General features: G+C 58.7%; 21 protein-coding genes and 1 tRNA gene. 4 read left to right on the top strand and 18 right to left on the bottom strand.

Features of this window, described 5'->3' with window-relative positions; translation table 11 throughout:
• Window positions 1-50: 50 nt before the first annotated feature.
• From HX790_RS13740 to dibA, 6 genes are all read right to left on the bottom strand, one after another.
• Window positions 51-1,031: a sulfate/molybdate ABC transporter ATP-binding protein gene (locus tag HX790_RS13740; RefSeq protein ID WP_017136697.1), complete on the bottom strand. Its 981-nt coding sequence runs from the start codon at window positions 1,029-1,031 to the stop codon at window positions 51-53.
• A gap of 3 nt (window positions 1,032-1,034) precedes the next feature.
• Window positions 1,035-1,907, bottom strand: coding sequence for a sulfate ABC transporter permease subunit CysW (gene cysW / locus HX790_RS13735; RefSeq protein ID WP_017136696.1), 873 nt, complete (start codon window positions 1,905-1,907; stop codon window positions 1,035-1,037).
• Between the two features lie 13 nt (window positions 1,908-1,920).
• Window positions 1,921-2,739 carry a sulfate ABC transporter permease subunit CysT gene (gene cysT / locus HX790_RS13730; protein WP_017136695.1) on the bottom strand — a complete coding sequence of 273 codons (819 nt, stop codon included), beginning with the start codon at window positions 2,737-2,739 and terminating at the stop codon, window positions 1,921-1,923.
• Window positions 2,740-2,909: 170 nt separating this feature from the next.
• Window positions 2,910-3,920 carry a sulfate ABC transporter substrate-binding protein gene (locus HX790_RS13725; protein WP_003170959.1) on the bottom strand — a complete coding sequence of 337 codons (1,011 nt, stop codon included), beginning with the start codon at window positions 3,918-3,920 and terminating at the stop codon, window positions 2,910-2,912.
• A 75-nt stretch (window positions 3,921-3,995) separates the two neighbouring features.
• Window positions 3,996-4,178 (bottom strand): sulfur starvation response protein OscA, encoded by a 183-nt coding sequence (gene oscA / locus HX790_RS13720; protein WP_003170956.1) that lies wholly within the window; start codon window positions 4,176-4,178, stop codon window positions 3,996-3,998.
• 299 nt (window positions 4,179-4,477) lie between these two features.
• Complete coding sequence (gene dibA / locus HX790_RS13715; protein WP_176991670.1) at window positions 4,478-6,391, bottom strand: phosphodiesterase DibA; 1,914 nt, start codon at window positions 6,389-6,391, stop codon at window positions 4,478-4,480.
• A 166-nt stretch (window positions 6,392-6,557) separates the two neighbouring features.
• Between dibA and desA the strand changes: the two genes are divergently transcribed.
• Window positions 6,558-7,742, top strand: a complete 1,185-nt coding sequence (gene desA / locus HX790_RS13710; RefSeq protein ID WP_017136693.1) for a delta-9 fatty acid desaturase DesA — start codon at window positions 6,558-6,560, stop codon at window positions 7,740-7,742.
• Window positions 7,743-8,065: 323 nt separating this feature from the next.
• On the top strand, window positions 8,066-9,067 hold the full coding sequence (locus HX790_RS13705) for a sensor domain-containing diguanylate cyclase (protein WP_020372691.1): 1,002 nt from the start codon (window positions 8,066-8,068) through the stop codon (window positions 9,065-9,067).
• 167 nt (window positions 9,068-9,234) lie between these two features.
• Here the strand turns inward: HX790_RS13705 and HX790_RS13700 are convergent, their stop codons facing one another.
• From HX790_RS13700 to HX790_RS13650, 11 genes are all read right to left on the bottom strand, one after another.
• The gene (locus HX790_RS13700; protein ID WP_017136691.1) at window positions 9,235-10,437 is read right to left on the bottom strand and encodes an HDOD domain-containing protein; all 1,203 of its coding nucleotides are present in this window, start codon (window positions 10,435-10,437) and stop codon (window positions 9,235-9,237) included.
• Window positions 10,438-10,576: 139 nt separating this feature from the next.
• Window positions 10,577-11,854, bottom strand: coding sequence for a 4-aminobutyrate--2-oxoglutarate transaminase (gene gabT, locus HX790_RS13695; protein WP_012721619.1), 1,278 nt, complete (start codon window positions 11,852-11,854; stop codon window positions 10,577-10,579).
• A 182-nt stretch (window positions 11,855-12,036) separates the two neighbouring features.
• Entirely contained in the window at window positions 12,037-13,479 is a 1,443-nt protein-coding gene (gabD, locus tag HX790_RS13690) for an NADP-dependent succinate-semialdehyde dehydrogenase (protein ID WP_017136690.1), read from the bottom strand.
• A gap of 294 nt (window positions 13,480-13,773) precedes the next feature.
• Complete coding sequence (locus tag HX790_RS13685) at window positions 13,774-14,088, bottom strand: RebB family R body protein (protein WP_003187551.1); 315 nt, start codon at window positions 14,086-14,088, stop codon at window positions 13,774-13,776.
• Between the two features lie 50 nt (window positions 14,089-14,138).
• On the bottom strand, window positions 14,139-14,453 hold the full coding sequence (locus HX790_RS13680) for a RebB family R body protein (RefSeq protein ID WP_005783676.1): 315 nt from the start codon (window positions 14,451-14,453) through the stop codon (window positions 14,139-14,141).
• A gap of 83 nt (window positions 14,454-14,536) precedes the next feature.
• On the bottom strand, window positions 14,537-14,860 hold the full coding sequence (locus HX790_RS13675; RefSeq protein WP_017136689.1) for a hypothetical protein: 324 nt from the start codon (window positions 14,858-14,860) through the stop codon (window positions 14,537-14,539).
• 40 nt (window positions 14,861-14,900) lie between these two features.
• Complete coding sequence (locus HX790_RS13670) at window positions 14,901-15,527, bottom strand: hypothetical protein (protein WP_017136688.1); 627 nt, start codon at window positions 15,525-15,527, stop codon at window positions 14,901-14,903.
• Window positions 15,528-15,609: 82 nt separating this feature from the next.
• Window positions 15,610-16,182 carry a hypothetical protein gene (locus tag HX790_RS13665; RefSeq protein WP_099549556.1) on the bottom strand — a complete coding sequence of 191 codons (573 nt, stop codon included), beginning with the start codon at window positions 16,180-16,182 and terminating at the stop codon, window positions 15,610-15,612.
• An 18-nt stretch (window positions 16,183-16,200) separates the two neighbouring features.
• Window positions 16,201-16,428: a RebB family R body protein gene (locus tag HX790_RS13660; protein ID WP_003187543.1), complete on the bottom strand. Its 228-nt coding sequence runs from the start codon at window positions 16,426-16,428 to the stop codon at window positions 16,201-16,203.
• A 103-nt stretch (window positions 16,429-16,531) separates the two neighbouring features.
• Complete coding sequence (locus tag HX790_RS13655) at window positions 16,532-17,074, bottom strand: RNA polymerase sigma factor (RefSeq protein ID WP_176991669.1); 543 nt, start codon at window positions 17,072-17,074, stop codon at window positions 16,532-16,534.
• Window positions 17,075-17,161: 87 nt separating this feature from the next.
• Window positions 17,162-17,878 carry a Crp/Fnr family transcriptional regulator gene (locus tag HX790_RS13650; RefSeq protein ID WP_099549558.1) on the bottom strand — a complete coding sequence of 239 codons (717 nt, stop codon included), beginning with the start codon at window positions 17,876-17,878 and terminating at the stop codon, window positions 17,162-17,164.
• 195 nt (window positions 17,879-18,073) lie between these two features.
• Here HX790_RS13650 and HX790_RS13645 point away from each other — a divergent pair.
• Window positions 18,074-18,150, top strand: a tRNA-Arg gene (locus tag HX790_RS13645).
• A gap of 662 nt (window positions 18,151-18,812) precedes the next feature.
• Window positions 18,813-21,752: a DEAD/DEAH box helicase gene (locus tag HX790_RS13640; protein ID WP_176991668.1), complete on the top strand. Its 2,940-nt coding sequence runs from the start codon at window positions 18,813-18,815 to the stop codon at window positions 21,750-21,752.
• 483 nt (window positions 21,753-22,235) lie between these two features.
• Here HX790_RS13640 and HX790_RS13635 read toward each other — a convergent pair whose 3' ends face one another.
• Window positions 22,236-23,114 (bottom strand): DUF6602 domain-containing protein, encoded by an 879-nt coding sequence (locus tag HX790_RS13635; RefSeq protein ID WP_176991667.1) that lies wholly within the window; start codon window positions 23,112-23,114, stop codon window positions 22,236-22,238.
• Between the last annotated feature and the right edge of the window lie 200 nt (window positions 23,115-23,314).

Genomic DNA, 23,314 nt, shown 5'->3' with positions numbered 1-23,314 from the left:
CAAGCCAGCTCCCACATGATCGTTCCCACGCAGAGTGAACGATCTGAGGGTCAGGCTTTTTGCCAGACCTTGGGTTTGAAGAACAAGGTCTCGCCACGCGCCAATCCGGTCAGGCTGTCGTGGTCTTTGACCACTTCGGCCTCGATCAGCTCGCTTTGGCCTTCGACCTTCAGCGTCACCCGTGTGGTGGCGCCGAGCGGGCGAATATCGCGCACTTGCGCCGCGTGGTGATCTTCCAGCTCATGGCGCGACAGCGACACTTCATGCGGGCGGAACAGCACGTGCTTGTCTTCGCCCAAGTGCAGACGGTTGGAATCACCGAGGAAGTGATACACAAAATCGCTGGCCGGGTTTTCGTAGACTTCGCCCGGTGAGCCGATCTGCTCGATCACGCCCTTGTTCATCACCACGATACGGTCGGCGACTTCCATGGCCTCTTCCTGGTCGTGGGTCACGAACACCGAGGTGAGGTTGATATCTTCGTGCAGGCGCGCCAGCCAGCGGCGCAGCTCTTTACGCACCTTGGCATCAAGGGCGCCGAAGGGTTCATCCAGCAGCAGCACCTTGGGTTCTACCGCCAGGGCGCGCGCCAGGGCGATACGCTGACGCTGGCCACCGGAGAGTTGTTCCGGGTAGCGATCCGACAGCCAATCAAGCTGCACCATATTCAGCAGTTCATGCACTTTGACCGCAATCTGGCTTTCGCTCGGGCGCTGGTTTTTCGGCTTCATGCGCAGGCCGAAGGCAACGTTGTCGAACACGGTCATGTGGCGGAACAGCGCGTAGTGCTGGAACACAAAGCCGACGTTGCGATCACGCACGTCGTGGCCGGACACGTCTTCGCCGTGGAACACGATGCTGCCGGCGTCCGGGGTTTCCAGGCCTGCAATGATGCGCAGCAAGGTGGTCTTGCCGCAGCCGGACGGGCCCAGCAACGCCACCAGCTCGCCACTCTGGATGTCCAGATTGATGCTGTTCAGGGCCTTGAAGGCGTTGAAGTTCTTGCTGACATTACGGACTTCGATCGACATGACTTATTCCTCACCGGCGCTGTTGCGCAGGCGGTTGATACGGTTCTCGCTCCACTGCTTGAGCAGCAGGATGAAGAGCGCCAGGATCAGCAACAGGCTCGCGACGGCAAACGCGGCGACATGGTTGTATTCGTTGTAGAGGATCTCGACGTGCAGCGGCAAGGTGTTGGTCACGCCGCGAATGTGGCCGGACACCACCGACACCGCGCCGAACTCACCCATCGCCCGCGCGGTACACAGCACCACGCCGTAGATCAGGCCCCACTTGATGTTCGGCACGGTCACATGCCAGAACATCTGCCAGCCATTGGCACCCAACAGGCGTGCGGCTTCTTCTTCCTGGGTGCCCTGCTCCTGCATCAACGGGATCAGTTCACGGGCCACGAACGGCACCGTCACGAAGATGGTCGCCAGCACAATGCCCGGCAAGGCGAACACGATCTGGATGTCATGGTCTTGCAGCCACGGGCCGAAGAAGCCCTGGGCGCCGAACATCAGCACGTAGACCAGGCCCGCGATCACCGGCGACACCGAGAACGGCAGGTCGATCAGCGTGACCAGAATGCTCTTGCCACGGAACGAGTACTTGCTCACACACCACGCGGCGCTGACGCCGAACACCAGGTTGAGCGGCACCGAAATCACCACGGCGATCACCGTGAGCTTGAGCGCCGACAGCGCGTCCGGCTCAAGGATCGCCGTGAAGAACGCGCCGAGGCCATTCTTCAAACCCTGGGACACCACGATAAACAGCGGCAGCAGCAGGAACAGCGCGAACACCAGCCAGCCAAGTGTGATCAGGATGCGACGCGACACCGCGCTGCCACGACGGGCAGCGTTGGCCGAGGACGCAGCGGAAATAGACGATTGGGACATGTTCCGCGCCTCCTTATGGGGTTTCGATGCGCCGCTGCAGCAAGTTGATCAGCAGCAGCAGGACAAAGGAAACCACCAGCATCATCACGCCGATGGCGGTGGCGCCGGTGTAGTCGTATTGGTCGAGCTTGACCATGATCAGCAACGGCAGAATCTCGGTTTTCATCGGCATGTTGCCGGCGATGAAGATCACCGAACCGTACTCACCCACCCCACGGGCGAAGGCCAGCGCGAAGCCAGTCAGCCAGGCGGGCAGCAATGCGGGTACGAGGATGTAGCGGAACACCTGCAAGGGCTTGGCGCCCAGGCAGGCGGCGGCTTCTTCGATTTCACGCGGGATATCGGCCAGTACCGGCTGCACCGTACGCACCACAAAGGGCAAGGTGACGAAAGTCAGTGCCAGGGTGATGCCGATTGGGGTGTAGGCGATTTTAAAGCCCAGGTCGGTTGCGAATTGCCCGACCAGGCCTGCCGGTGCGTACAGCGCAGTGAGGGCAATACCGGCCACTGCGGTGGGCAGGGCAAACGGCAAGTCGATCATCGCATCGATGACCTTGCGGCCAGGGAAGGTGTAACGCACCAGCACCCAGGCCAGCAGTGTGCCGATCACGCCGTTGATGATCGCCGCGACGAACGCGGTGCCGAAGCTCAGTTTTAACGCCGCCAGCACCCGCGGTGCGGTAATGATGGCCCAGAACTGATCCCAAGTGAGTTGAGCGGCATGTACAAACATCGCCGCCAGGGGGATGAGTACGATCAGGCTGAGGTACACCACGGTGTAGCCCAGCGTCAGCCCGAAGCCGGGTATGACGGGGGAAATACGACGCGACATAAGAGTCCTTGGTTAAAGGGTAAACACCACTGCCTTTCTGTGGGAGCTGGCTTGCCTGCGATGCAGGCACCTCGGTGTGTCAGTCACACCTTGGTGATGCTATCGCAGGCAAGCCAGCTCCCACACAAGCCGGCCCCCGCCGAAAGGCGGGCTCCTACAGGTAATTTGGCTTACTGCGCCGTGTAGATCTGGTCGAACACGCCACCGTCGTTAAAGAATTTCGGTTGGGCAGTTTTCCAGCCGCCGAAGTCTTTGTCGATAGTCACCAGGTCCAGTTTCGGGAACTGCTGGGCGTATTTGGCGGCCACTTTTGCATCGCGTGGGCGGTAGAAGTTCTTCGCCGCAATCTCCTGGCCAGCCGGGCTGTACAGGTGCTTGAGGTATTCGGTGGCGATCTCGGTATTGCCCTTTTTCTCGGCGTTTTTGTCGACCACGGCCACTGGCGGCTCCGCGAGGATCGACAGGGACGGCACGACGATATCGAACTTGTCGGCGCCGCCGTCTTCTTTGAGTGCCAGGAACGCCTCGTTTTCCCACGCCAGCAACACGTCACCCTGACCGTTGTTGACGAAGGTGATGGTCGAACCGCGAGCGCCGGTGTCGAGGATCGGCACGTGCTTGAACAGCTCTTTTACGTATTCCTGGGCCTTGGCTTCGCTGCCGCCGGATTTAAGGCCGTAGGCCCACGCGGCGAGGAAGTTCCAGCGCGCACCGCCGGAGGTTTTCGGGTTAGGCGTGATAACGGAAACGTCTTTCTTGATCAGGTCGCCCCAGTCCTTGATGCCTTTAGGGTTGCCCTTGCGCACCAGGAACACGATGGTCGAGGTGTACGGAGTGCTCGCATCCGGCAGGCGGGTTTGCCAGTTTTCCGGCAGGGTCTTGCCCAGTTTGGCGATTTCATCGATGTCGCCAGCCAGGGCCAGGGTCACTACGTCGGCGCGCAAGCCGTCGATCACCGCACGGCCTTGCTTGCCCGAGCCACCGTGGGATTGCTGGATCTTCACGTTGTCGCCAGGGTGGGACTGTTTCCAGTAGCTGGTGAATTCAGCGTTGTAGTCCTGGTACAGCTCACGGGTCGGGTCATACGAGACGTTGAGCAACTCGTAGTCCTTGGCAACGGCGGAACCGGCAAACACGGCGCTGGCCAGTGCGGCCAGGGCGTAACGGCGAATCGACGACATAGAAGCTCCTGATAATTCTTGGGTGTTGGCTTTTTCTTATAGTTGCGGGTCTAGCATGCGAATCGCCGTTGTTGCTTAGCTCGGTTTGTTACCGGGGTTCTGCAAACGGAATTTTTCCTTGCGTTCGATCTGTACCACTTGGGCGTTGTGCACAGTGATTTCCACCGCGCCAAACCGCAGGTCGCGCAAGGCGCTCTGGATCTCACGCAAAATGGCTGCTTCGTCCTGGCCGTCGACGCTACGTAGAGATGCGCTCATGGTCTCGCTCCTGAAATGAATAGTGCCTGGCAGTGGCGGCACTGCTTGCGGCGTGAGGGCGATAGTAGATAAGCGCGGATATTCTTAAAAATACTATTTAAGAATGTTTATATAACCAGAAAGAATTTTCTGACAGGACGTGGGGTTGCGAAGGTTTTGGCCTGGAAAATACTGCTACCCAAGCACCGCTAAACCCTGTGGGAGCCGGGCTTGCCCGCGATCGCGGTGTGTCAGGCACTGATGTTTCGACTGATACTGCCTCATCGCGGGCAAGCCCGGCTCCCACATTGGCCTGCATTTCACATGCGGATAGAGGGTGCCCTGGCCCAATCCATTTCTTGCGCTGGCACCGGCCGGCCAAACCAGTACCCTTGGCCCAGATCACATTCCTGCGCCAACAAGAACCTTGCCTGCTCCACCTGCTCAATGCCTTCAGCATGCACCTGCATGCCCATGCTTTTTGCCAACGCGATCACCACGCGCACAATCGCCGCGTCGTCTTCATCCCACGGCAAGCCGGCGACAAAGCCCTGGTCGATCTTGAGCTTCTGCACCGGCAAGCGCTTGAGGCGCAGCAATGACGAATAACCGGTGCCAAAGTCGTCGATCGCAAGGCGCAGGCCCAGCTCGCGCAGGCGGTGCAATTGCTCAAGGGCGACTTCGGGGTCTTCCATCACAGCGCTTTCGGTGACCTCCAGCTCCAGGTAAGCCGGGTCAAGGCCGGTGGTGTGCAGCACCTGGGCGACTTGCTCATACAGTTCACGCCGGGCAAACAAACGGCTTGAAACATTCACCGCAATAAAGCTCAACGGCGCGCCATCGGCCAGCCATTGGCCCATCTGGCGGCAGGCCTGGTCCATCACCCAGGCGTCGATATCGGCAATCAGCCCGGTGCGCTCGGCAATCGGGATAAATTCACCCGGCGGCACCAGGCCGCGCTCAGGGTGTTGCCAGCGCACCAGGGCTTCGACGCCGACCAGGCGGCTGTCTTGCAGGTCGTGCACGGGCTGGTAGTACACACGCAGCTCTTGCTGATCGAGGGCGCGGCGCAGTTCGCTGGCGATTTCCACGCGGTGCTGGGCGTGGGCCGTCAGTTCTTCGGTGTACAGCGCATAACCTTCGCGGCCGGCGCTCTTGGCTTTGAACAGCGCGGAGTCGGCATTGCGCAGCAGTTGTTCGGCGCTCAGGGCATCACTGGGAAACAGACTGATTCCGATGCTGGCGCTGATAAACAACTGGTTGCCGTCGAACACAAACGGCTCTTTCATCGCATCGAGCATGCGCTGTGCCAGCGCGGCAGCCTGCACCACCTGTGGACAACTTTCGGCCAGCACGGCGAACTCATCGCCACCGAGGCGCGCCAGGGTCACGCCGGGGCCGAACAGGCCCTTTAACCGCTCGCCAACGGCCTTGAGCAGCTGGTCACCGACATTATGGCCGAGGCTGTCGTTGATGATCTTGAAGTGGTCCAGGTCCATCAACAGCAACGCGCAGCCGCGTTTGTGCACTTGCGCCGAGGCCAGCGCCTGCTCGGCGCGGTCGGTGAACAGCAGGCGGTTGGGCAAGTCGGTGAGCGGGTCGTGGTGGGCCAGGTGCGCCAGTTCGTGCTCGGAGTCCTTGATGGCGCTGATGTCGGAAAACACCGCGACGTAATGGCTGACCTTGCCCTGGTCATTGTGGATAACTCGGATGGTTTGCCACTGTGGATAAATCTCACCGCTCTTACGCCGGTTCCAGATTTCGCCGCTCCACTCGCCGGTGCGTTCGAGGGTCTGGAACATCTGTTGATAAAAATTCGACGAATGGCGTCCGGACTTGAACAGGCTCGGCCGTTCGCCCATCACGTCCTCACGGCTGTAACCGGTGATCTCCATAAATGCACGGTTCACATGCACGATCAGCCCTTGGGCGTCGGTGACCAGTACGCCTTCACGGGTGCAATCGAACACGGCGGCGGCCTGTTGCAGGCGTTCATGGTTTTCTTTCAAGGGTTGCTGCAACCGATGGGTGCGGGCAAAACGGGCACAGATCAGGTAAATGGCCAACGCGCTGAGGGCCACCCACACATAACCGCGCGCCTGCAACCAACGTCCTAACTGCCTCGGGTCATCGAGAAAGTTGATCAATAGGTGGTTGCTGAGCTGGAGCCACACAACGGAAACCAGCAGGTATACCAGCCCCACCCGCAGGGCACCTCGGTACGAAAACAGCATATGGTCAGTAATCCTTACCCAAAAAACAAAATCGCCCTACAAACGCTGCGGATTATAGAATAAGAAACATCCAGTCACTCCTATCTGAAAGGGCGGCTGGTTTTCTCTGTAGGCTTAGTGATAATGCGTGAGCTGTTTTTTTCTTTATCTGAGGGCCATACAGCCTATGTGGTACAACGGTTTTCTTGACCTGTCAGCCTGGCAACTGGTGGCAGTCACGCTGTTGATGACCCACGTGACCATTGTTGGGGTCACGGTCTATCTGCACCGTTATTCAGCCCATCGCTCCCTGGAGCTCAATGCCGGCCTGAAACACTTCTTCCGCTTCTGGCTGTGGCTGACCACGGCGCAGAACACCCGCGAGTGGACCGCCATCCACCGCAAGCACCACGCCAAGTGCGAAACCGTCGACGACCCGCACAGCCCGGTCATCAAGGGTTTGTCCACCGTACTGCGCAAAGGCGCCGAGCTGTACCGCGCCGAGGCCGAGAACCCCGAGACCCTGCGCATCTACGGCAAAAACTGCCCGGACGACTGGATCGAACGCAAAATCTATACGCCTTACCCGCTGCTGGGCGTGGCGATCATGGGGGTCATCGACCTGCTGCTGTTCGGCACCATTGGCATCACCATCTGGGCGATCCAGATGATGTGGATCCCGTTCTGGGCCGCCGGCGTCATCAACGGCCTTGGCCATGCGGTCGGTTATCGCAACTTTGAGTGCCGTGACGCCGCCACCAACCTGGTGCCGTGGGGCATCATTGTTGGCGGCGAAGAGCTGCACAACAACCACCACACTTACCCGAACTCGGCCAAGCTGTCGGTGAAGAAGTGGGAGTTCGACCTGGGTTGGGCGTGGATCAAAGTGTTCAGCTTCCTGCGTCTGGCCAAGGTGCAGCGCGTCGCGCCGATCGCGCATCGCGTGGAAGGCAAAGGCCACCTGGACATGGACACCGCCATGGCGATCCTCAACAACCGCTTCCAGATCATGGCCCAGTACCGCAAGTTGGTGATTGGCCCACTGGTCAAGCAGGAGCTGGAAAAGGTCGATCATTCGGTACGCCACCAGTTCCACCGCGCCAAGCGCCTGTTGTCGCGTGAAACCAGCCTGCTGGATGACCGCCACCACGTGCGCATCCAGAGCATGCTCGAACACAGCCACGCGCTGACCGTGATCTACGAGAAGCGCCTGGCGCTGCAGCAGATCTGGCTGAAGACCAGCACCAATGGCCACGACATGCTGGCCGCGATCAAGGAATGGGTGCATGAGGCTGAGGCCAGCGGCATTCAGTCCCTGCGCGATTTTGCCCACCAGTTGAAGACCTACTCGCTGCGCCCTGCAGCGGTCTGACACGGTCTAGTGGTGAGCGGGCTTGCTGTGGCGAGCAGGCTTGCCCTGCGTTGGGCTGCGAAGCAGCCCTGAAACCAAACACCGCGCCCTGCCTGGCAGAACGCGGTGTTTTTATTGGGGCCGCTGCGCGCCCCAACGCGGGGCAAGCCCGCTCGCCACAGTAAGCCCGCGCTCTGCATACTGGTTTCTGACGCCATTTCTTAGTCAGCCCGTTCACGGAACTTCACCGCAAATCCCCTCTCTCAAGGAACACTTCGCCATCATGGTGGCCCTTGCACTGACCGCTGCTCCATCCTGCGGCGAGCCCAGAGAGAGTTGTGCCGATGGTTCCCGAAAAGCCTTATTCAACCGATGCGCCCGTCGCTGAGCACCCACGCCCGGCTGCGGCGGCCACCCTGCTGGCGCTGATGCATGCCCAAGGTGAAGTCGAACGGCTGAGTGAGCGTGAACAACTGCTCAGTTCACTGTTGGTCAGCGTGAATGCCGTGCTGTGGGCCATCGATTGGGAAACCCGGCGTGTGTTGTACGTGAGCCCGGCCTACGAGCGGGTGTTTGGCCGATCCGCAGGTTTACTGCTCGCCGACCACCGCGAATGGCGCAACAGCATTCACCCCGAAGACCTCGACTACGCCGAACACAGCCTGGCCCGCGTGCTGGAAGACGGCGCCGTGGAGGACCGCGAGTACCGCATCATCACCGCCGACGGGCAGATTCGCTGGCTGAGCGACAAGTGCTATATCAACCAACAAGTCGAACCCGGCAAGCCGTTGATTGTGGTGGGCATGGCCGAAGACATCACCGAAAAAAAGCACATGGAGTTGGAGCTGCACCGACTCGCCACCACTGATGTGCTGACCCAAAGCAGCAACCGCAGGCACTTTTTCGAATGCGCCAACCAGGCGTTCGACAGCGCCTGCGCCCAAAGCGCCCCGCTGGCGTTCCTGCTGCTGGACATCGATGACTTCAAAGACGTCAACGACAGCTACGGCCACCTGGAAGGCGACCAGGTGCTGCGGCGTATCGCCGAGAGCGGTCGCGGCGTGCTGCGCCGTGGCGACCTGTTCGGGCGCATTGGCGGCGAAGAGTTCGCTGCGGTACTGCCTGGCTGTGCGCCGCACATGGCGTTGCAGGTAGCCGAACGGCTCGGCAAGGAAATCCAGGCCCTGAGTTTCAGCTATGAAGGCCGGGAGTTTACCGTGACCGTCAGCCAAGGCCTGGCCAACCTGCGTGAAGACGACTCAACCCTGGACAGCCTGTTCGCACGGGCCGATGCCGCCATGTACGAGGCCAAGCGCCAAGGCAAGAACCGCGTCATAGAGGGCTAGAACTCGATCAACCAATGGGAACCGGCCTGGTTGGGAGCTGGCTTGTGTGGGAGCTGGCTTGCCTGCGATGCCGGCACCTCGGTCTATCAGGGGTACCGAGTTGATGCTATCGCGGGCAAGCCCGGCTCCCACACAAGCCCGCTCCCAGACCTGAACTTCGTTGCCCGCTAGGTTTTGCGCACCCGCGTCAGCTCCGACAAGCCCACCTTGAGTAACCTGGCCGTCTTGCTCTTGGCCAGCGCTTCCAACCCCTCATGCTCGGTCAGACGCGCCATTTGCGCCGCCAGGTTCACCACCAGCGCGTCGCGCGAATACACCCCGCCCTCGAGTGAATAGGTCGCCGCAATCAACTGCCGCAACTCCAGCGGCAAGCGCCAGCGCGTGCGCAACGCCGAGCCATAGGCGGCGCCAAAGGTGTCGAGGGACTCACCGATTGCCTCGTCATCCAGCGCCCCGCCACCCAGGCGCCAGTCTTCCAGGCAGCGTAACAAGGCCAAGTCACCCAGCCGATGCAGAATGCCCGCGCAGTAGCAACGTTCGTGGTCCAGTTCCAGCATGCGCGCCAGGCGGCGGCCGTAGTCGGCGGTGTCCTGGGACAACTGCCAGTGGCGCTCGGCGTAGGCCACCAGCGCCGGGTCACCCAGCACCACGTTGTGCTTGAGCGCCAGGCCCAGGATCAGGTTCATGCTCTGCCCGGCGGCGAGCTTTTGCAGTGCAGCGGCCAGGGTCTGCACCGGCGTGCCGTGATGGCCGGCGCTGTTGGCGGCGGCGATCAGCACAGCGGTGATTTGCGGGTCGGCTTTTACCTGATCTTCCAGTTGCTTGAGGTCCAGGCCGTCCGGCGCCAAGCTGTGTTGCACGGCGGCTTTCACATCGACCCGCAGCGGCGCACCATCACAGACGTCGCGGCGGCGTTCAAGGAACACTGGCAAGGCCATACCGGGCGCCAGCGGCGGTATCTCGCAATACACACTTTCGCCTTCATCGAGCAGCAGGTCTTGCAGGCGCTGGGTCAGGCCTTCCATGTTCAGGGGTTTGGTCAGATACGCCGTGGGCGCCAGGGGCAAGGCTTCGCGCACGCTGGCGCTGTCATTGCGACTGCTCAGCAGAATAAACGGCAGCGAACGGCGCTTCTGGCGCACGCTGCGCAGCAGGCTCAGGCCATCGACGCCCGGCAGTTCCCAATCCGCCAGGATCAGGTCGTAGGTTTTGTCTCGCAACAGCGTGGCCGCTTCCTGGCCATCGGCACACACATCCAGCCGCGCGTCGCAGCGCACATTCAACAACACTTGCTTGAGCAGGTCCCGCGACCAAGGGTCCGCCTCGGCAATCAACACGCGGGGTACAGCGGGTAAATCAACAGCAGTCATCCAGCACGCTCCATCGGCAATACTTGCACCTTAGACAATCACGCCGCCTGCGTACAATGAACATGGCCTGAATGTGCTGCAGCGGGCACAAAAAAACCCGCCGAGGCGGGTTTTTTCTGTCGATCAGGTCAAGCGCCGCTTACAGCTCGGAGAAGCACTCTTCGATGATCGCCAAGCCTTTGTCCAACTGCTCGTCCGGCGAGGTCAGCGGCACCAGTACGCGCAACACGTTGCCGTAGGTGCCGCAAGACAGCAGGATCAGGCCCTTGTCACGCGCCTTGGCCACCACGGAAGCCACGGCAGCGGCGTTTGGCTTGTGGCTGTCGCCATCTTCGAACAGCTCGACCGCGATCATAGCGCCCAGGGCACGCACTTCGCCGATCACCGGGTACTTGGCTTGAATGGCTTTGAGGCCCGTCACCAAGCGCTCGCCAACCGCCTTGCAGCGGTCCAGCAGGTGCTCTTCTTCGAACACTTCCATCACCGCCAGCGCAGCAGCGCAAGCAATCGGGCTACCGGCATAAGTGCCGCCCAGGCCGCCTGGCGCAATGGCGTCCATGTATTCAGCCTTGCCGCACACACCGGCCAGCGGGAAGCCGCCAGCGATGGATTTGGCGAAGGTGGTCAGGTCGGCAGCCACGCCCATCTGTTCCATGGCGAAGAACGTACCGGTACGGCCGGCACCGGTTTGCACTTCGTCGGCGATCAGCAGGATGCCGTGCTTGTCGCACAGTTCGCGCAGGCGCTTCATGAAGGATTTAGGCGCGACGTAGAAACCGCCTTCGCCCTGCACCGGCTCGATGATGATCGCAGCGATATCACGCGGCTCGGCATCGTTTTTGAAGATGCGTTCGATGCTGGCGATAGCGTCATCATCGCTCACGCCGTGCAGTTCGTTCGGGAACAGTGCGCGGAATACGCCGCCTGGCATCAGGCCCATGCCGGCCGAGTACGGCACGACTTTACCAGTGAGGCCCAAGGTCATCATGGTGCGGCCGTGGTAAGCGCCGGTAAACGCGATTACGCCAGCACGGCCAGTGGCGGCGCGGGCGATTTTTACGGCGTTTTCGACCGCTTCGGAACCGGTGGTGACCAGCAGGGTTTTCTTGGCGAAATCACCTGGCACCTTGGCGTTGATCTTTTCGCACAGCTCCACGTAAGGCTCGTAAGCCAGCACCTGGAAGCAGGTGTGAGTCAGCTTGTTCAGTTGCTCGGTCACGGCGGCGATGATTTTCGGGTGCACGTGGCCGGTGTTCAGCACGGCGATACCGCCGGCGAAGTCGATGAACTCGCGACCTTCAACGTCGGTCACGGTGGCGTTCTTCGCGGATTCGGCGAAGATCGGGTGAATCTGGCCAACACCGCGCGGTACAGCGGCTTCGCGGCGTTTCATCAGGGATGCGTTGGTCTTGCTCATAAAGTCCTCATTCGCCACTCATCGGGTGGCGTGGTCCAAGGAATACGTGGCGGGGAGGCAACTACGGCAGCATGCGATGATCGACTGCCACAGCTTTCCCGGCCACTACGAATAACGTCTTCAAACACGCAAAGGGTCAGCGCTCTCGTGCCCTCTGCGTTTGCTGCAATCTCTTGCCGAGCTTAGATGCCCAGGCAGAGGTATTTGATTTCCAGGTAATCCTCGATCCCGTACTTGGAGCCTTCACGGCCCAGGCCCGAAGCCTTGATGCCGCCGAACGGCGCCACTTCGTTGGAGATCAACCCGGTGTTGACGCCAACCATGCCGTATTCCAGGGCTTCGGCCACACGGAACACACGGCCCAGGTCGCGGGCGTAGAAGTAGGAAGCGAGGCCGAACTCGGTGTCGTTGGACATCGCGATCACTTCGGCTTCGTCTTTGAAGCGGAACAGCGGCGCCAGTGGGCCGAAGGTTTCTTCCTTGGCAACAGCAGCGTCTTTGGGCACGTTGACCAGAATGGTCGGCTCAAAGAAGTTGCCTTCCATCACCTTGCCACCGGCCAACAGCTTGGCACCTTTGCTCAGGGCATCGGCGATGTGCTCCTGAACCTTGGCCACGGCTTTTTCGTCGATCAGCGGGCCAGTGGTGGTGCCTTCTTCCAGACCGTTGCCGATCTTGAGTTTGGCCACGGCCACTTTGAGTTTTTCGGCGAACGCGTCGTACACCGAATCCTGGATGTACAGGCGGTTGGCACACACGCAGGTCTGGCCGTTGTTGCGGTACTTGGAGATGATCGCGCCTTCGACGGCCTTATCGAGGTCGGCGTCGTCGAACACGATAAACGGCGCGTTGCCGCCCAGCTCCAGGGAGACTTTCTTGATGTCCTTGGCGCATTCGGCCATCAGCTGGCGACCGATTTCGGTGGAGCCGGTGAAGGACAATTTACGCACGATCGGGTTGCTGGTCAGCTCGCTGCCGATATCACCGGCGCTGCCGGAAACCACGCTGAACACGCCTTTTGGAATGCCCGCGCGCTGGGCCAGTTCAGCCAGGGCGAACGCCGAGAACGGGGTTTGCGAAGCCGGCTTGAGCACCATGGTGCAACCGGCGGCCAGCGCTGGGCCGGCTTTACGGGTGATCATCGCGGCCGGGAAGTTCCACGGCGTGATGGCCGCGGTAACGCCGATCGGTTGTTTGATCACGATCAGGCGCTTGTCCGGCTGGTGGCCAGGAATCACATCACCGTAGACGCGCTTGGCCTCTTCGGCGAACCACTCGATAAAGGAAGCGGCGTAGACGATTTCGCCTTTGGCTTCGGCCAGCGGCTTGCCCTGCTCCAGGGTCATCAGGCGCGCCAGGTCGTCCTGGTTCTCGATGATCAGCTCAAACCAGCGACGCAGCTTGTTGGCGCGGTCCTTGGCGGTGAGTGCACGCCAGGCCGGCAGGGCCTTGTCGGCGGCTTCGATGGCGCGGCGGGTTTCAGCCGCGCCCATCTTCGGCACGGTGCCGAGAATTTCGCCCGTGGCCGGGTTGTTGACCTTGATGGTTTGACCGTTGTCCGCATCGACCCAAGCGCCATCGATAAAGGCTTGTTGGCGGAACAACTGGGTATCTTTGAGCTGCATGTCGGCTTTCCTTAACAGCACCGCGCGCACGCGGAGCGAATTAGAGTTGTTGAAAGGCGCCTTGTGGGCTGCCGTCAGGGAAATCAGCCCCAGTACGCGAGATAAGTGAAATAGCGCACGGGAGACAGAGCGTTTGAAATCTCAAACGAATCCTAGGATCAATGGGGGTACAGGGCAATAGTCTGTTCGAAAAAAAGAACGAAAACGGCGCATTTGATGCATCTTTCAGATCAAGCGCACAAACGACAACAGCCCCGGTGCCTTGTGGGCGCCGGGGCTGTTGGGCCTTGCAACTTACGGTTGGAACGACTTGAGCACGGCCAACAGGCTGGTCAAGTTGTCGGCCACGCCACCTTGGGCGACTTTTTCGGTGGCCGCAGCGCCAGCGGTGGTGTCGACGCTGTAGATCTGCATCACGCCTTGGTTGGTGGCGGCCTGGGCCAGGGTGTTTTGTTGCTGTTGGGCCGAGACCGAGTTCTGGAACAGGATCGCCGTGGCCTGGCCCATGGATTGATAGATCGTGCTCATGGCCATCGCTGGCGATTCGGCAACGACCTTGACGTTGGTCTGGGTGACGGCATCGGTGATTTGCGGGCTGACTGTGCTCATGGTTGAAACTCCTGGTGTGAGAAAGAACAACATCCGTTATCGCTGAGTGCTTAAGGCTGGAAGGACTTGAGCACAGTCAACAGGCTGGTGAGGTTATCCGAGACGCCGCCTTGGGCGACTTTTTCGGTGGCCGCCGCACCGGCGGTGGTATCGACGCTGTAGATCTGCATGACGCCCTGGTTGGTGGCCGCCTGGGCCAGGGTGTTTTGCTGCTGCTGGGCCGACACAGCGTTCTGGAACAGAATCGCCGTGGCCTGCGCCATGGATTGATAGATAGTGCTCATCGCCATCGCCGGCGATTCGGCCACCACTTTGACGTTGGTCTGGGTGACCGCGTCGGTAATTTGCTCGTTAACAAATGCCATGATCAATTTCCTTATAGGGGTACACGGTGCATTCCGTGTTCATGAATGAACGTTGCCAAACAGGCGCTGTGAAACGCGCGAGCTCAAGGTTTCGCAGTTGGGCCCAGCGCCGCTTCAATCTGCGTAATCAAAACCTGGATCAGGGCCTGCACTTCCTTGCGTTGCGCGTCCTTGTCCGGGGCCGCGCCGTCCAACACTTGGCGTAGCGCCGCCTCACGCTGCTCGGCGGCAGCCTTGAGCGCTTGCTCATTGGCCTTGGACTGCTCAAGCACCTGGCTGGCGCGCTTGAGGGTTTCGTCGACGATGGCCTGGGGCGTTCCGGCGAAGATCTGCGGGTTGCGCAGCATCGCTTCCAGGCGCAGGCGATCATCGCTGGACAGCACTGAGGGTGTGGCTGGGTGAGCCATGACGGCCTCCTTGGGCACTACGTTGCTGGCTGAAGGGCCGCTAAAGCCGCACCTCGACGTTGTCCTGCCAGAAGCCCGAGAAGTAAAAATACGCCGAGGCATCACAGAACGTCGCCAACTCCGCAGGGGTAATGGCGCTGGGTTGGTTGCCGAAAATCGCCGGCGGCGGCGGCAGCAGGTTGGCCGAGTTATAAAGGTTGCCCACTTCATAGCAGTTGGCCGCGAACTGGGAACAGAACGAGCTGCTGCCAATCGCCACCGACTCGTTGATGCGCTCGACCAGGCTGGTGTTGGAGGTCCAGCGCCGGAATGCAGAAATCATCGCGTTCCACACGCTGTAACGGCCATGGATATCGCCGCTGATCTTGTCGAAGTAGAACTGCTTGGCCGCCACGACTGCCGCTTCGCCCAACTCACTGCTCATGCAAGAGAAGACCATCGCCGAACGCGGGGGCTTTTCAAGGCTGAGGTCAGTCAGCGACAGCCCCTCACCCACGCTTTCAATCACCTGGGTGTCGCTCACCGCAATCGCCGGATGAACCACATTCAGGAACGTCGTGTCCTGGGAAAACACCTTGGCCTTGACCAACTGGCCCGCGCGAATGAACGCGCGCGTCGCGCTGTCATCTTCTTGCTTCACCGAAAAAATAATATCTCCAGGCTGCATGATGTCGCTCCTCACTTAAGAAAAGTTGCTTTCAAGTTGCTGTTGCACCGTTCCAGAAGAACCCTGGAACGTTGTGCTCGGTTCAGGCCGCTGGCGCAGCCCGGTTGGCCAAGGTGTCGGCGTACTTGGCGATGCTCTGGTCGATCTTGTCGATGGCCACGCTGGCGGCCTCGGCTTCCATGGCACCCGCGGCGGCGGCCACGGCGGCAGCGGCGCCCACCAGCAAGTCGGTGGCCAAGGCGCCCAAGGCGTCTTCGGCAGCGGCCGGCAGGTTGTCCTTGACGATGTTCTCGGTCATTTGCTGGAGCAGCACGGCCTGGGCCGCCAGGGCGATCTTGCTGACCCCGTCGAAATACCCCGCCGCCGCCTGCGCCACCAGGCCGGCCGCCTGGCTGATCATCATGTCGGCCGGCACCGCAATCTGCGCCGGCGCATAGGCAAAGTTCTGCGAGTTGGTGAACTGCACCGCCTGCACGATCTGGCTGTTGAGGGCCGCGGTGCTGTCGGGCGACGGCGTGCTCGCCTGGTTGAGCAGGTGCTCGTTCATGCGCGCCATGATCGAGCGCGAGGCCGGTGCGGCGGGCGCCGGCGCAGGTGGGTCGGCGGCGGGCGTTGCTTGCGGGGCGGCGGGTTTCTTTCTACTGAACCACGACATAATCGATCTCCCGAGGGCTTAGCCCTTCTCGCCAATCTGCATGATCAGCGCCACGGCCTTGGAGATCACCGCATTCGAAATCTGGTTCATCGCCTGTTGGCTGTTGACCGCGTTCTGCAACGACAGGCCCGCCGCACTGCTCGCCACCTGATACAGCGACGCGATGGCCTGGGCCGGCGCTTCTGCCACCACTTTGACGTTGGTTTGGGTGACCGCGTCGGTGATCTGGCTGTTGACCTCTGTCATACATCTCTCCTTGATGGCATTCACCCAGGGTTGGGCGTGGGTAGTGGCGGCAGGACGCGCTCATACAACTAGAACGCCCCGCGCCCGCGTGTGTGAATCAAATTCAGCGCAAGGCGTTGCGCAGCAGTTGCACACGCTTGCGCACCAGCGGCAGCGTGACCTGCAACGCGGCAGCGATCTGCGGATACGGCAGGTCATCCACAAAGCGCATCTCAAACAAGCGCTGCTGCAACACCGGCAACCGCGCCACCTGCGCCTCGATCAGCTCCAGGCGCTCGTAACACTCCACCCGGTCCAGCACCGAAGCGCAGGGCGCGGCGAGTGCGGCCAGGTGATCGTGCTCGAGGTCCACCGAATCATCGAGCAGCCGCTCCTCGCGCTTGCTGCGTCGCAAGCTGTCGAGAAACACATGGTCGAGTACCAGAAACAGAAACCCCTGAGGGTCGCGAATGCGCTCCGGCGAGCGCCGAAAGAACAGCAGGGCCTTGATCGCCGTGGCCGACAACCATTCCTGGCCCTGATCCAGATTGCCCTTGGCCCGCCGCAACGCGCGCCGCTTGAGTTCGCCCTGCACGGCGCGCCAACTCGCTTCGAACAAACGGTCATCGGCGGCCCATTGATCCTTGAACTGAACAGTCATCCCCATCGCCAGCACTCCTGTGCATCCTTGATGAAGGGCCAGTCTGCAAGCGCGGGACAGGGGTGCGCTGTTACCTGCGGAACACTGCAATGACTAATTCAAGGCAAATGCCTTGCGCCGCAAATGCTCGAGATCGTTGATCACCATGCGTTCCAGATTGCCGCTGATCAGCCCACTGCGGCGCCACAATTGCAGCTGCACATTGAGCTTGGGACGGCTGGTGTTAAGCATCGACGCCAACACCCCCTGGCTGGCGGGCAAAGAGACACTCGGCATGGCCAGCGCCAGGTCGATATCGCCCAGGTTGGCCAACAGAAACCGCGCCAACCGCGACTCCAACCGATGCAGGCACACCAACTCCAGCAACTCGATGGCCTGCAGCAAGCGCAGCATCATCAGCATCAACAAGCGCCGCAAAAACACCGGCTCCTCAAACAGCACACCAAAATGCCGGCTACCCAGTTGCAACAGCCGCGTGGGGCCACTGGCAAAGGTGGAAGACTCGCGCCCATGATCCTTGATCAACGCCGTCTCCCCCACCACCTGCCCGGCCCCGGTACTGCCGATAATCTGCTCCCGGCCGTCCGGCCCATGCACCACCGAATAAATCCGGCCCTCAACCACCAAAGCAATAAATTCGAGGCTGTCGTCCTTGAAATACAGCAGTTCACGATCATCCAGCAGGCGCTCCACCATATGGGTGGCAACGTAGCGCAAGAGGTGCTCCGGCATACCTCGAAACAAATCGGAGCGGGCCAACAGGGTTTGTCTCAACGGGAGATCGAGCATCACGGTTCCTTTGGAATGCATGCGTTCACCTGGGGAATTGCGGCTTGGAAGCGGCTTAAAGCCACAAGAGCAAAGCAAACAAAGGGACGTGCGGCGCGGGGAGTTGTGAATGAGAGTGGCGATTAGCCATTTTTGGTGGGAAACGGCCGACAGTTACCGGCGAAAACGCTGGAATGGACGCATCAGGGCGACATGGGTATGATGTCGCCCGCACAAGCATCCGTAGCTCAGCTGGATAGAGTACTGCCCTCCGAAGGCAGGGGTCGTGGGTTCGAATCCCGCCGGGTGCACCAGATACAGATAAAAAAGCCCCAGGTCGAAAGACCTGGGGCTTTTTTGTGGGCGAATTTTAAGGCTATGGTTTTAGTTATCCGGGGGTTTCGGATGGATGCGTCTGGCTGGGGGGCTTGGATATCAGAGCGACGGGTGGCTCTGATGTCAGCCAGAAATCCTGGGGGAGGGATGGTAGTCAGGCAATGAGTTGGGCTCTGGTGTGAATATAAATAAATCTGTGCCCATTTTTTATATCCGTATGTTGAGACGTCTTGTTCTTGGCGAGCACACATGGGCGATATGGTGACGCACAAATGTATCGCCATCGTTGCTGTTTTCTTGAATTTGATGTGTCCTGCATGGATGTGTGCAGCCTCCGCAGCAGGGTGCTACCGGGCGTATCAGATGGTCGACAAGCAAGTTTCATGTATCACGAAGGCTGTAGTTGAAATCCTACTTTTTTCCGGTAAATCGACTTTGAGATTGTACACATATATCGATTACTGCTTTTTGTGGAGGGGCAGCTATCGGCCAAAAGCGGTCTCTACAGTTCGACAATCCTACGCCGGAGCTCGACCGAGCTTGTCCTTATGTCTAAGGAGGTCAGGTTATGTAGGCGGTAGAGGCGTGCTACCATTTCGCCACTCTAGCCAGTAGCCCTTTCTACTCTCAGGTAATCACCATGGACGACGTAGTAATAACGCATTCGGATGTGCATCAGAGCTGGCAAAAACATCTCTTCAATTTCAGTCTCGACGACCCCAAGACGAATGCACCCGGGCTGCGAAAGCCGCAACTGGCAGCGCTTTATGCCACCCTGGGGCACCTGGTAGTTGACCCATCCTCGACCGCTACAGTGGTCATGCCGACCGGTACAGGGAAGACCGACACCATGCTCGCGCTGATCATCGCTGCGAGGATGGCCAGAACCCTGATCCTGGTTCCCTCGGACGCCCTCAGGACGCAGTTGGTGGGCAAGTGCACGGAGATTAAGACGCTCCGCACAGTGGGGGCAGTATCGGACACGGCGCGCAATCCCATTGTTGCAGCCATTGACTCGAAGCTGTCTGAGGCGCAGGTTGCTGAATTGGCTACTGCCAATATCATTGTGGCCACTCCCCAGGCCCTGCTGCTATTCGAAGACGCCGCCTTGGGGGCACTGGTGAACATGTGCAGCCACCTGATGATCGATGAGGCTCACCATGTCGTAGCTGCCAGTTGGAACCGAATCAAAACAGCCTTCAGGGGCAAACCTTGTATTCAGTTCACCGCGACGCCATTCCGGGAGGATGGTTTAGCTCTGGCGGGCAAGATCATTTACAACTACCCGCTGCGGGATGCGCAGCTTGATGGCTATTTCAAAGGCATCGAGTTCCATCCGGTACGAGAATACAACCTCAAGCTGTCCGACCAGGCCATCGCAGACAAGGCTGTTGAGCTGCTCAGGACTGACCTCAAAGCCGGGTACAACCATTTGATGATGGTGCGGGCCAAGTCGCACAAGCGTGCGACAGACCTGTTTGAGATTTACAAGCAGCACGCCGACCTGACGCCAGTCCTGATTCACAGCAAGGTGCCGAACCAAGCCATGGTGATGGCGGAGATCGTCAAGAAGAAGCACCGGATCATCGTCTGCGTCGACATGCTTGGCGAGGGCTTCGATCTGCCTGAGCTCAAAATCGCCGCCATTCATGATCAACACCAAAGCCCTGCAGTTACGCTCCAATTCATTGGCAGGCTGACAAGGGTTGATGCCGCCCTTGGTGATGCCAAGTTCGTGGCGAACATCGCTAACCAGAAGACCGACCACCAGATGGCAGACCTCTACAAGGAGAGTGCTGACTGGGGTGCAGTTATTCGCAACGTGAGCGAGCAAAAGGTCGGCCGGGAAATTGAGAAGGCGGACTTTAACGAGCAGTTCGCCGATGGGGACGATGCCCAGGTGATTTTTGGACTGAACCCGAACCCCAAAATCAGTGCTGTGGCGTATCACGTCTCCCCCAAAGACTGGGCACCACAGCGGGCGCAGAGTCTGGATGGGCGCAGAGAAACACTGCAGTGCATCTCGATCAATGATCAGGCCGATACCGTCATTGCCGTGACTCGGCGGGAGACTCTGGTTGGGTGGGCCCAGACCGAGGAGATCGTCGATACCAACTGGAATCTGTACATCGCTTTCTATAACAAGGCACAGAAAACCCTGTTCATTCACACCTCAGGTGACGACACCCAGGCAACTCGCTTTCTCAACCTGGTCGCCAAAGATTCTCGTCGCATCAATGGTGAGCAGACTTTCCGTACGCTCCACGACATCAAGTTGATGAAGCTGCAGAACGTTGGCCTGTCTCGCGCCCGGAAAGACCTGCGGTTCACGATGCACGTGGGGCGCGATATTAACCAGGTGATCAGCGACATCGAAAAGGGCAACGCGACAAAATCCAACATCTTCGCCACCGGTTTTGAGGATGGAGAACGAACTACAGTGGGCTGCTCGCACAAGGGCAAGATCTGGGAGATGAACTCCTCTCCGATCAACTACTGGGTCGAGTGGTGCAAGCGCATGTCGGTCAAACTCAACGACAACACCATCGACCCTGCTGACGTACTCAAAAATGTCATGCGTGTTGACCAAATCAAGGACAGATGGCCAGAAGGCCTGTTCTATGCCGACTGGCCTGCGTCGATCGCGATCGAAAACGAGCAAAGGATCTCGCTGTATTTTCAGGGAGAGACTTTCAACCTTCTCGACGTCGAGCTTGGTAAGCCTGAATACAGTGGTGCGCGGACGCTGGAGATCCCTGTCTTGGTCACGGGTAACGATGGCGAGGAGAGACGCCTCACTACCATCGCTATCAAGCTGTTGGAGGACGGATACAAGACCTCCTGCCCAGGGGTGAAGATTCTTTACCCCCATGAAATGCCGCTGGATTCCTACCTGGATGGAGAGCCGCTTGTATTGCTCAAAGTCGACGGTTCCATGGTGCAGGGCAACTACCGTCATTACTCGCTCAACAGTATGGATGTAAAACTACCTGCCGGCTTGCTCGAACCCTGGAATTGGGGAGCGACGAAAATTCATCAAGAGTCCATGCGTGCGGAGCGACGTGAGGACTCTGTACAAGGCTTCACCTTCGCCAAGATCGCTGATGACTACTCCATCGTCTTCAACGATGACGGCAAAGGTGAAATCGCTGACCTTGTGGCAATCCGGGAAAACAAAGACGCCATCTACATAGACCTCTACCACTGCAAATTCTGCCCAATGACGGATGGAGTCGCCGCGCCTGGAGCCCGCGTTGCCGACGTCTATGAGGTATGCGGTCAGGCGTCGAGATCGGTGAAATGGCTGTACACTGGCGATAAGTTCTTCAACCGATTGATGGATCGCTACCAGCAATCACTGCTCAAGGACTTCGACAGAATCCTGAAAGGGACGCCTCAGCAACTGGAGATACTGCGCAACAAATGCCACGATCACGAGCTGATCTTCAATTTTGTGATCGTGCAACCCGCGATATCAGCGAAGAAGGTGTCGAAGGAGCAGCTTGCTGTCTTGGGAACGAGCTACTCATACATTAAGAGCATCTCGGGATCGGACATCAAGGTCATCGTTAGTCCGTAATCTACTTGCGTCAGCGGATTTGCGACTAATTCCGCCGACGCCATGCTACATACCTACTTCGCTTTCCTAGGAAATCGATGACCGCTTCTGGCCGAAAGCAGTCCGTGCAGGCATGAATCTTTCCCACGCTTAAACTGGAAGTGTTGCATCAAGCGCTCCGCACAGCCATTCCAAATTAGTTTTGAGCCCTACGCTTAATTGACGCAGATCGTTCCTTTGCTGCGCGTGTGGAGGATCTAAAACGATAAGGAACTGAAGACCTCTCTTGCGCGGCGGTTGGTGATAGATCTTCGCTATTTCTAGAAAAATGTCTAAAGTTTTTTAATTGCCCGTGATATTGGTTTTACCATCGAAACCCACTAGGGTCCAGTTATCGAGATAGAACCTGCTTATGTAATGTTAGCGTATTTTGTTCCTGTGAGTTTTAAGATTAGCTACTGAGCATTGGAGTGAGAAAATTTACTGAATGACTAATGGCAATCCTTAACGTAAAAGCTTGCAAGGGACTGCTCCCAATTTCTTGTCGTGCGCGCGTCCGGATGGAAAAGCGGTATAGCCTGGCCTTCTCATATTTCGGCGCGTTTCGTCATAAAAGACGCTGAGTATTCCAGTTAAAAGAAATTGTAGCCCGAGATGGGACTCTCCATGCTGATGCTTAAATCCAACATACTCTGCCTCAATCAGTGTCTTAGCTGGGCGCCGTTTGAAAATGCTCCATTCATCAAGTGCTCCGATAAATCCGACTAACTTATCAAAGGTGACGTCAGACTGACCCGCGTAAGCTTCCTGCGTACTAGTGAATACCCAATCTAAAACGTCTGTTTTTATCTTTTCGATATTAGATCTTACTGAGACTATCGCAAGATAGGGGCCGCGCACTTTATCATTTCTATCATTGGAAGCTAAAGTTTCACAAAGCGTCGCGGCTTCGAACAAAGCCGCGCACTCTTTCTTTACATCACCGTCGTTTAAGTGCTTCTTCACGGAAATTACTCCCACCACGCCTTCGGGCGGAACAATTACACTATTTCCAAAACGTTGAAATACGGGGTAGTTACCTGAATCAAAAATAATAATATCAAGTTGCTTTGAGTGTGAATCCATTTCAGCCTTCCGCTCTTTTCCACTTTCCCCCGTTTTTACAGCAGGTCGCAGGATGAACCCCGTGAGTACTTCCAACCCATTTGGCAGATGGCGAGTGAGGTATTCGCGTAGAAGGTCTTCAACAAACCTTCCATCCTCGCCTCGATGCGCTGCACCTGCTCCCTGTGGCGCTGGGATAAGCGTTTCAAATTGTTGATACGTCCTGACGAGCGCATCAACCTCGCTAGACCAGTAATCCTGAATTCTCTTTCCGTCCATTTTTTGCTCTTCTATATGATACTAGTCAACAATATAACTGATTTTCGCCTGCCAGCTAAAGTGGTACATCCTCTAGCTTGATTGTTCACTATGTAGTAACGATCTAATTGAACGAATCAAAAAGGCTCGACAGATTTTCGGCCTGTTTTCGTCACTTTATTGGCTTCCAGCTTTGGAAAACCGAACCGGATCTGCGTAGT

The sequence above is a fragment of the Pseudomonas sp. IPO3747 genome (assembly GCF_013385245.1).
Classification (GTDB): Bacteria; Pseudomonadota; Gammaproteobacteria; order Pseudomonadales; family Pseudomonadaceae; genus Aquipseudomonas; species Aquipseudomonas edaphica.
Note: the sequence above shows the minus strand (reverse complement) of the source record. Positions and strands in the feature narration are given on the sequence as shown.

What these genes read in the sequence shown, in the direction of transcription:
- HX790_RS13740 (WP_017136697.1), bottom strand. Translation starts at nt 1,031, where the DNA reads ATGTCGATCGAAGTCCGTAATGTCAGCAAGAACTTCAACGCCTTCAAG.
- cysW (WP_017136696.1), bottom strand. Translation starts at nt 1,907, where the DNA reads ATGTCCCAATCGTCTATTTCCGCTGCGTCCTCGGCCAACGCTGCCCGT.
- cysT (WP_017136695.1), bottom strand. Translation starts at nt 2,739, where the DNA reads ATGTCGCGTCGTATTTCCCCCGTCATACCCGGCTTCGGGCTGACGCTG.
- HX790_RS13725 (WP_003170959.1), bottom strand. Translation starts at nt 3,920, where the DNA reads ATGTCGTCGATTCGCCGTTACGCCCTGGCCGCACTGGCCAGCGCCGTG.
- oscA (WP_003170956.1), bottom strand. Translation starts at nt 4,178, where the DNA reads ATGAGCGCATCTCTACGTAGCGTCGACGGCCAGGACGAAGCAGCCATT.
- dibA (WP_176991670.1), bottom strand. Translation starts at nt 6,391, where the DNA reads ATGCTGTTTTCGTACCGAGGTGCCCTGCGGGTGGGGCTGGTATACCTG.
- desA (WP_017136693.1), top strand. Translation starts at nt 6,558, where the DNA reads ATGTGGTACAACGGTTTTCTTGACCTGTCAGCCTGGCAACTGGTGGCA.
- HX790_RS13705 (WP_020372691.1), top strand. Translation starts at nt 8,066, where the DNA reads ATGGTTCCCGAAAAGCCTTATTCAACCGATGCGCCCGTCGCTGAGCAC.
- HX790_RS13700 (WP_017136691.1), bottom strand. Translation starts at nt 10,437, where the DNA reads ATGACTGCTGTTGATTTACCCGCTGTACCCCGCGTGTTGATTGCCGAG.
- gabT (WP_012721619.1), bottom strand. Translation starts at nt 11,854, where the DNA reads ATGAGCAAGACCAACGCATCCCTGATGAAACGCCGCGAAGCCGCTGTA.
- gabD (WP_017136690.1), bottom strand. Translation starts at nt 13,479, where the DNA reads ATGCAGCTCAAAGATACCCAGTTGTTCCGCCAACAAGCCTTTATCGAT.
- HX790_RS13685 (WP_003187551.1), bottom strand. Translation starts at nt 14,088, where the DNA reads ATGAGCACAGTCAGCCCGCAAATCACCGATGCCGTCACCCAGACCAAC.
- HX790_RS13680 (WP_005783676.1), bottom strand. Translation starts at nt 14,453, where the DNA reads ATGGCATTTGTTAACGAGCAAATTACCGACGCGGTCACCCAGACCAAC.
- HX790_RS13675 (WP_017136689.1), bottom strand. Translation starts at nt 14,860, where the DNA reads ATGGCTCACCCAGCCACACCCTCAGTGCTGTCCAGCGATGATCGCCTG.
- HX790_RS13670 (WP_017136688.1), bottom strand. Translation starts at nt 15,527, where the DNA reads ATGCAGCCTGGAGATATTATTTTTTCGGTGAAGCAAGAAGATGACAGC.
- HX790_RS13665 (WP_099549556.1), bottom strand. Translation starts at nt 16,182, where the DNA reads ATGTCGTGGTTCAGTAGAAAGAAACCCGCCGCCCCGCAAGCAACGCCC.
- HX790_RS13660 (WP_003187543.1), bottom strand. Translation starts at nt 16,428, where the DNA reads ATGACAGAGGTCAACAGCCAGATCACCGACGCGGTCACCCAAACCAAC.
- HX790_RS13655 (WP_176991669.1), bottom strand. Translation starts at nt 17,074, where the DNA reads ATGGGGATGACTGTTCAGTTCAAGGATCAATGGGCCGCCGATGACCGT.
- HX790_RS13650 (WP_099549558.1), bottom strand. Translation starts at nt 17,878, where the DNA reads ATGCATTCCAAAGGAACCGTGATGCTCGATCTCCCGTTGAGACAAACC.
- HX790_RS13640 (WP_176991668.1), top strand. Translation starts at nt 18,813, where the DNA reads ATGGACGACGTAGTAATAACGCATTCGGATGTGCATCAGAGCTGGCAA.
- HX790_RS13635 (WP_176991667.1), bottom strand. Translation starts at nt 23,114, where the DNA reads ATGGACGGAAAGAGAATTCAGGATTACTGGTCTAGCGAGGTTGATGCG.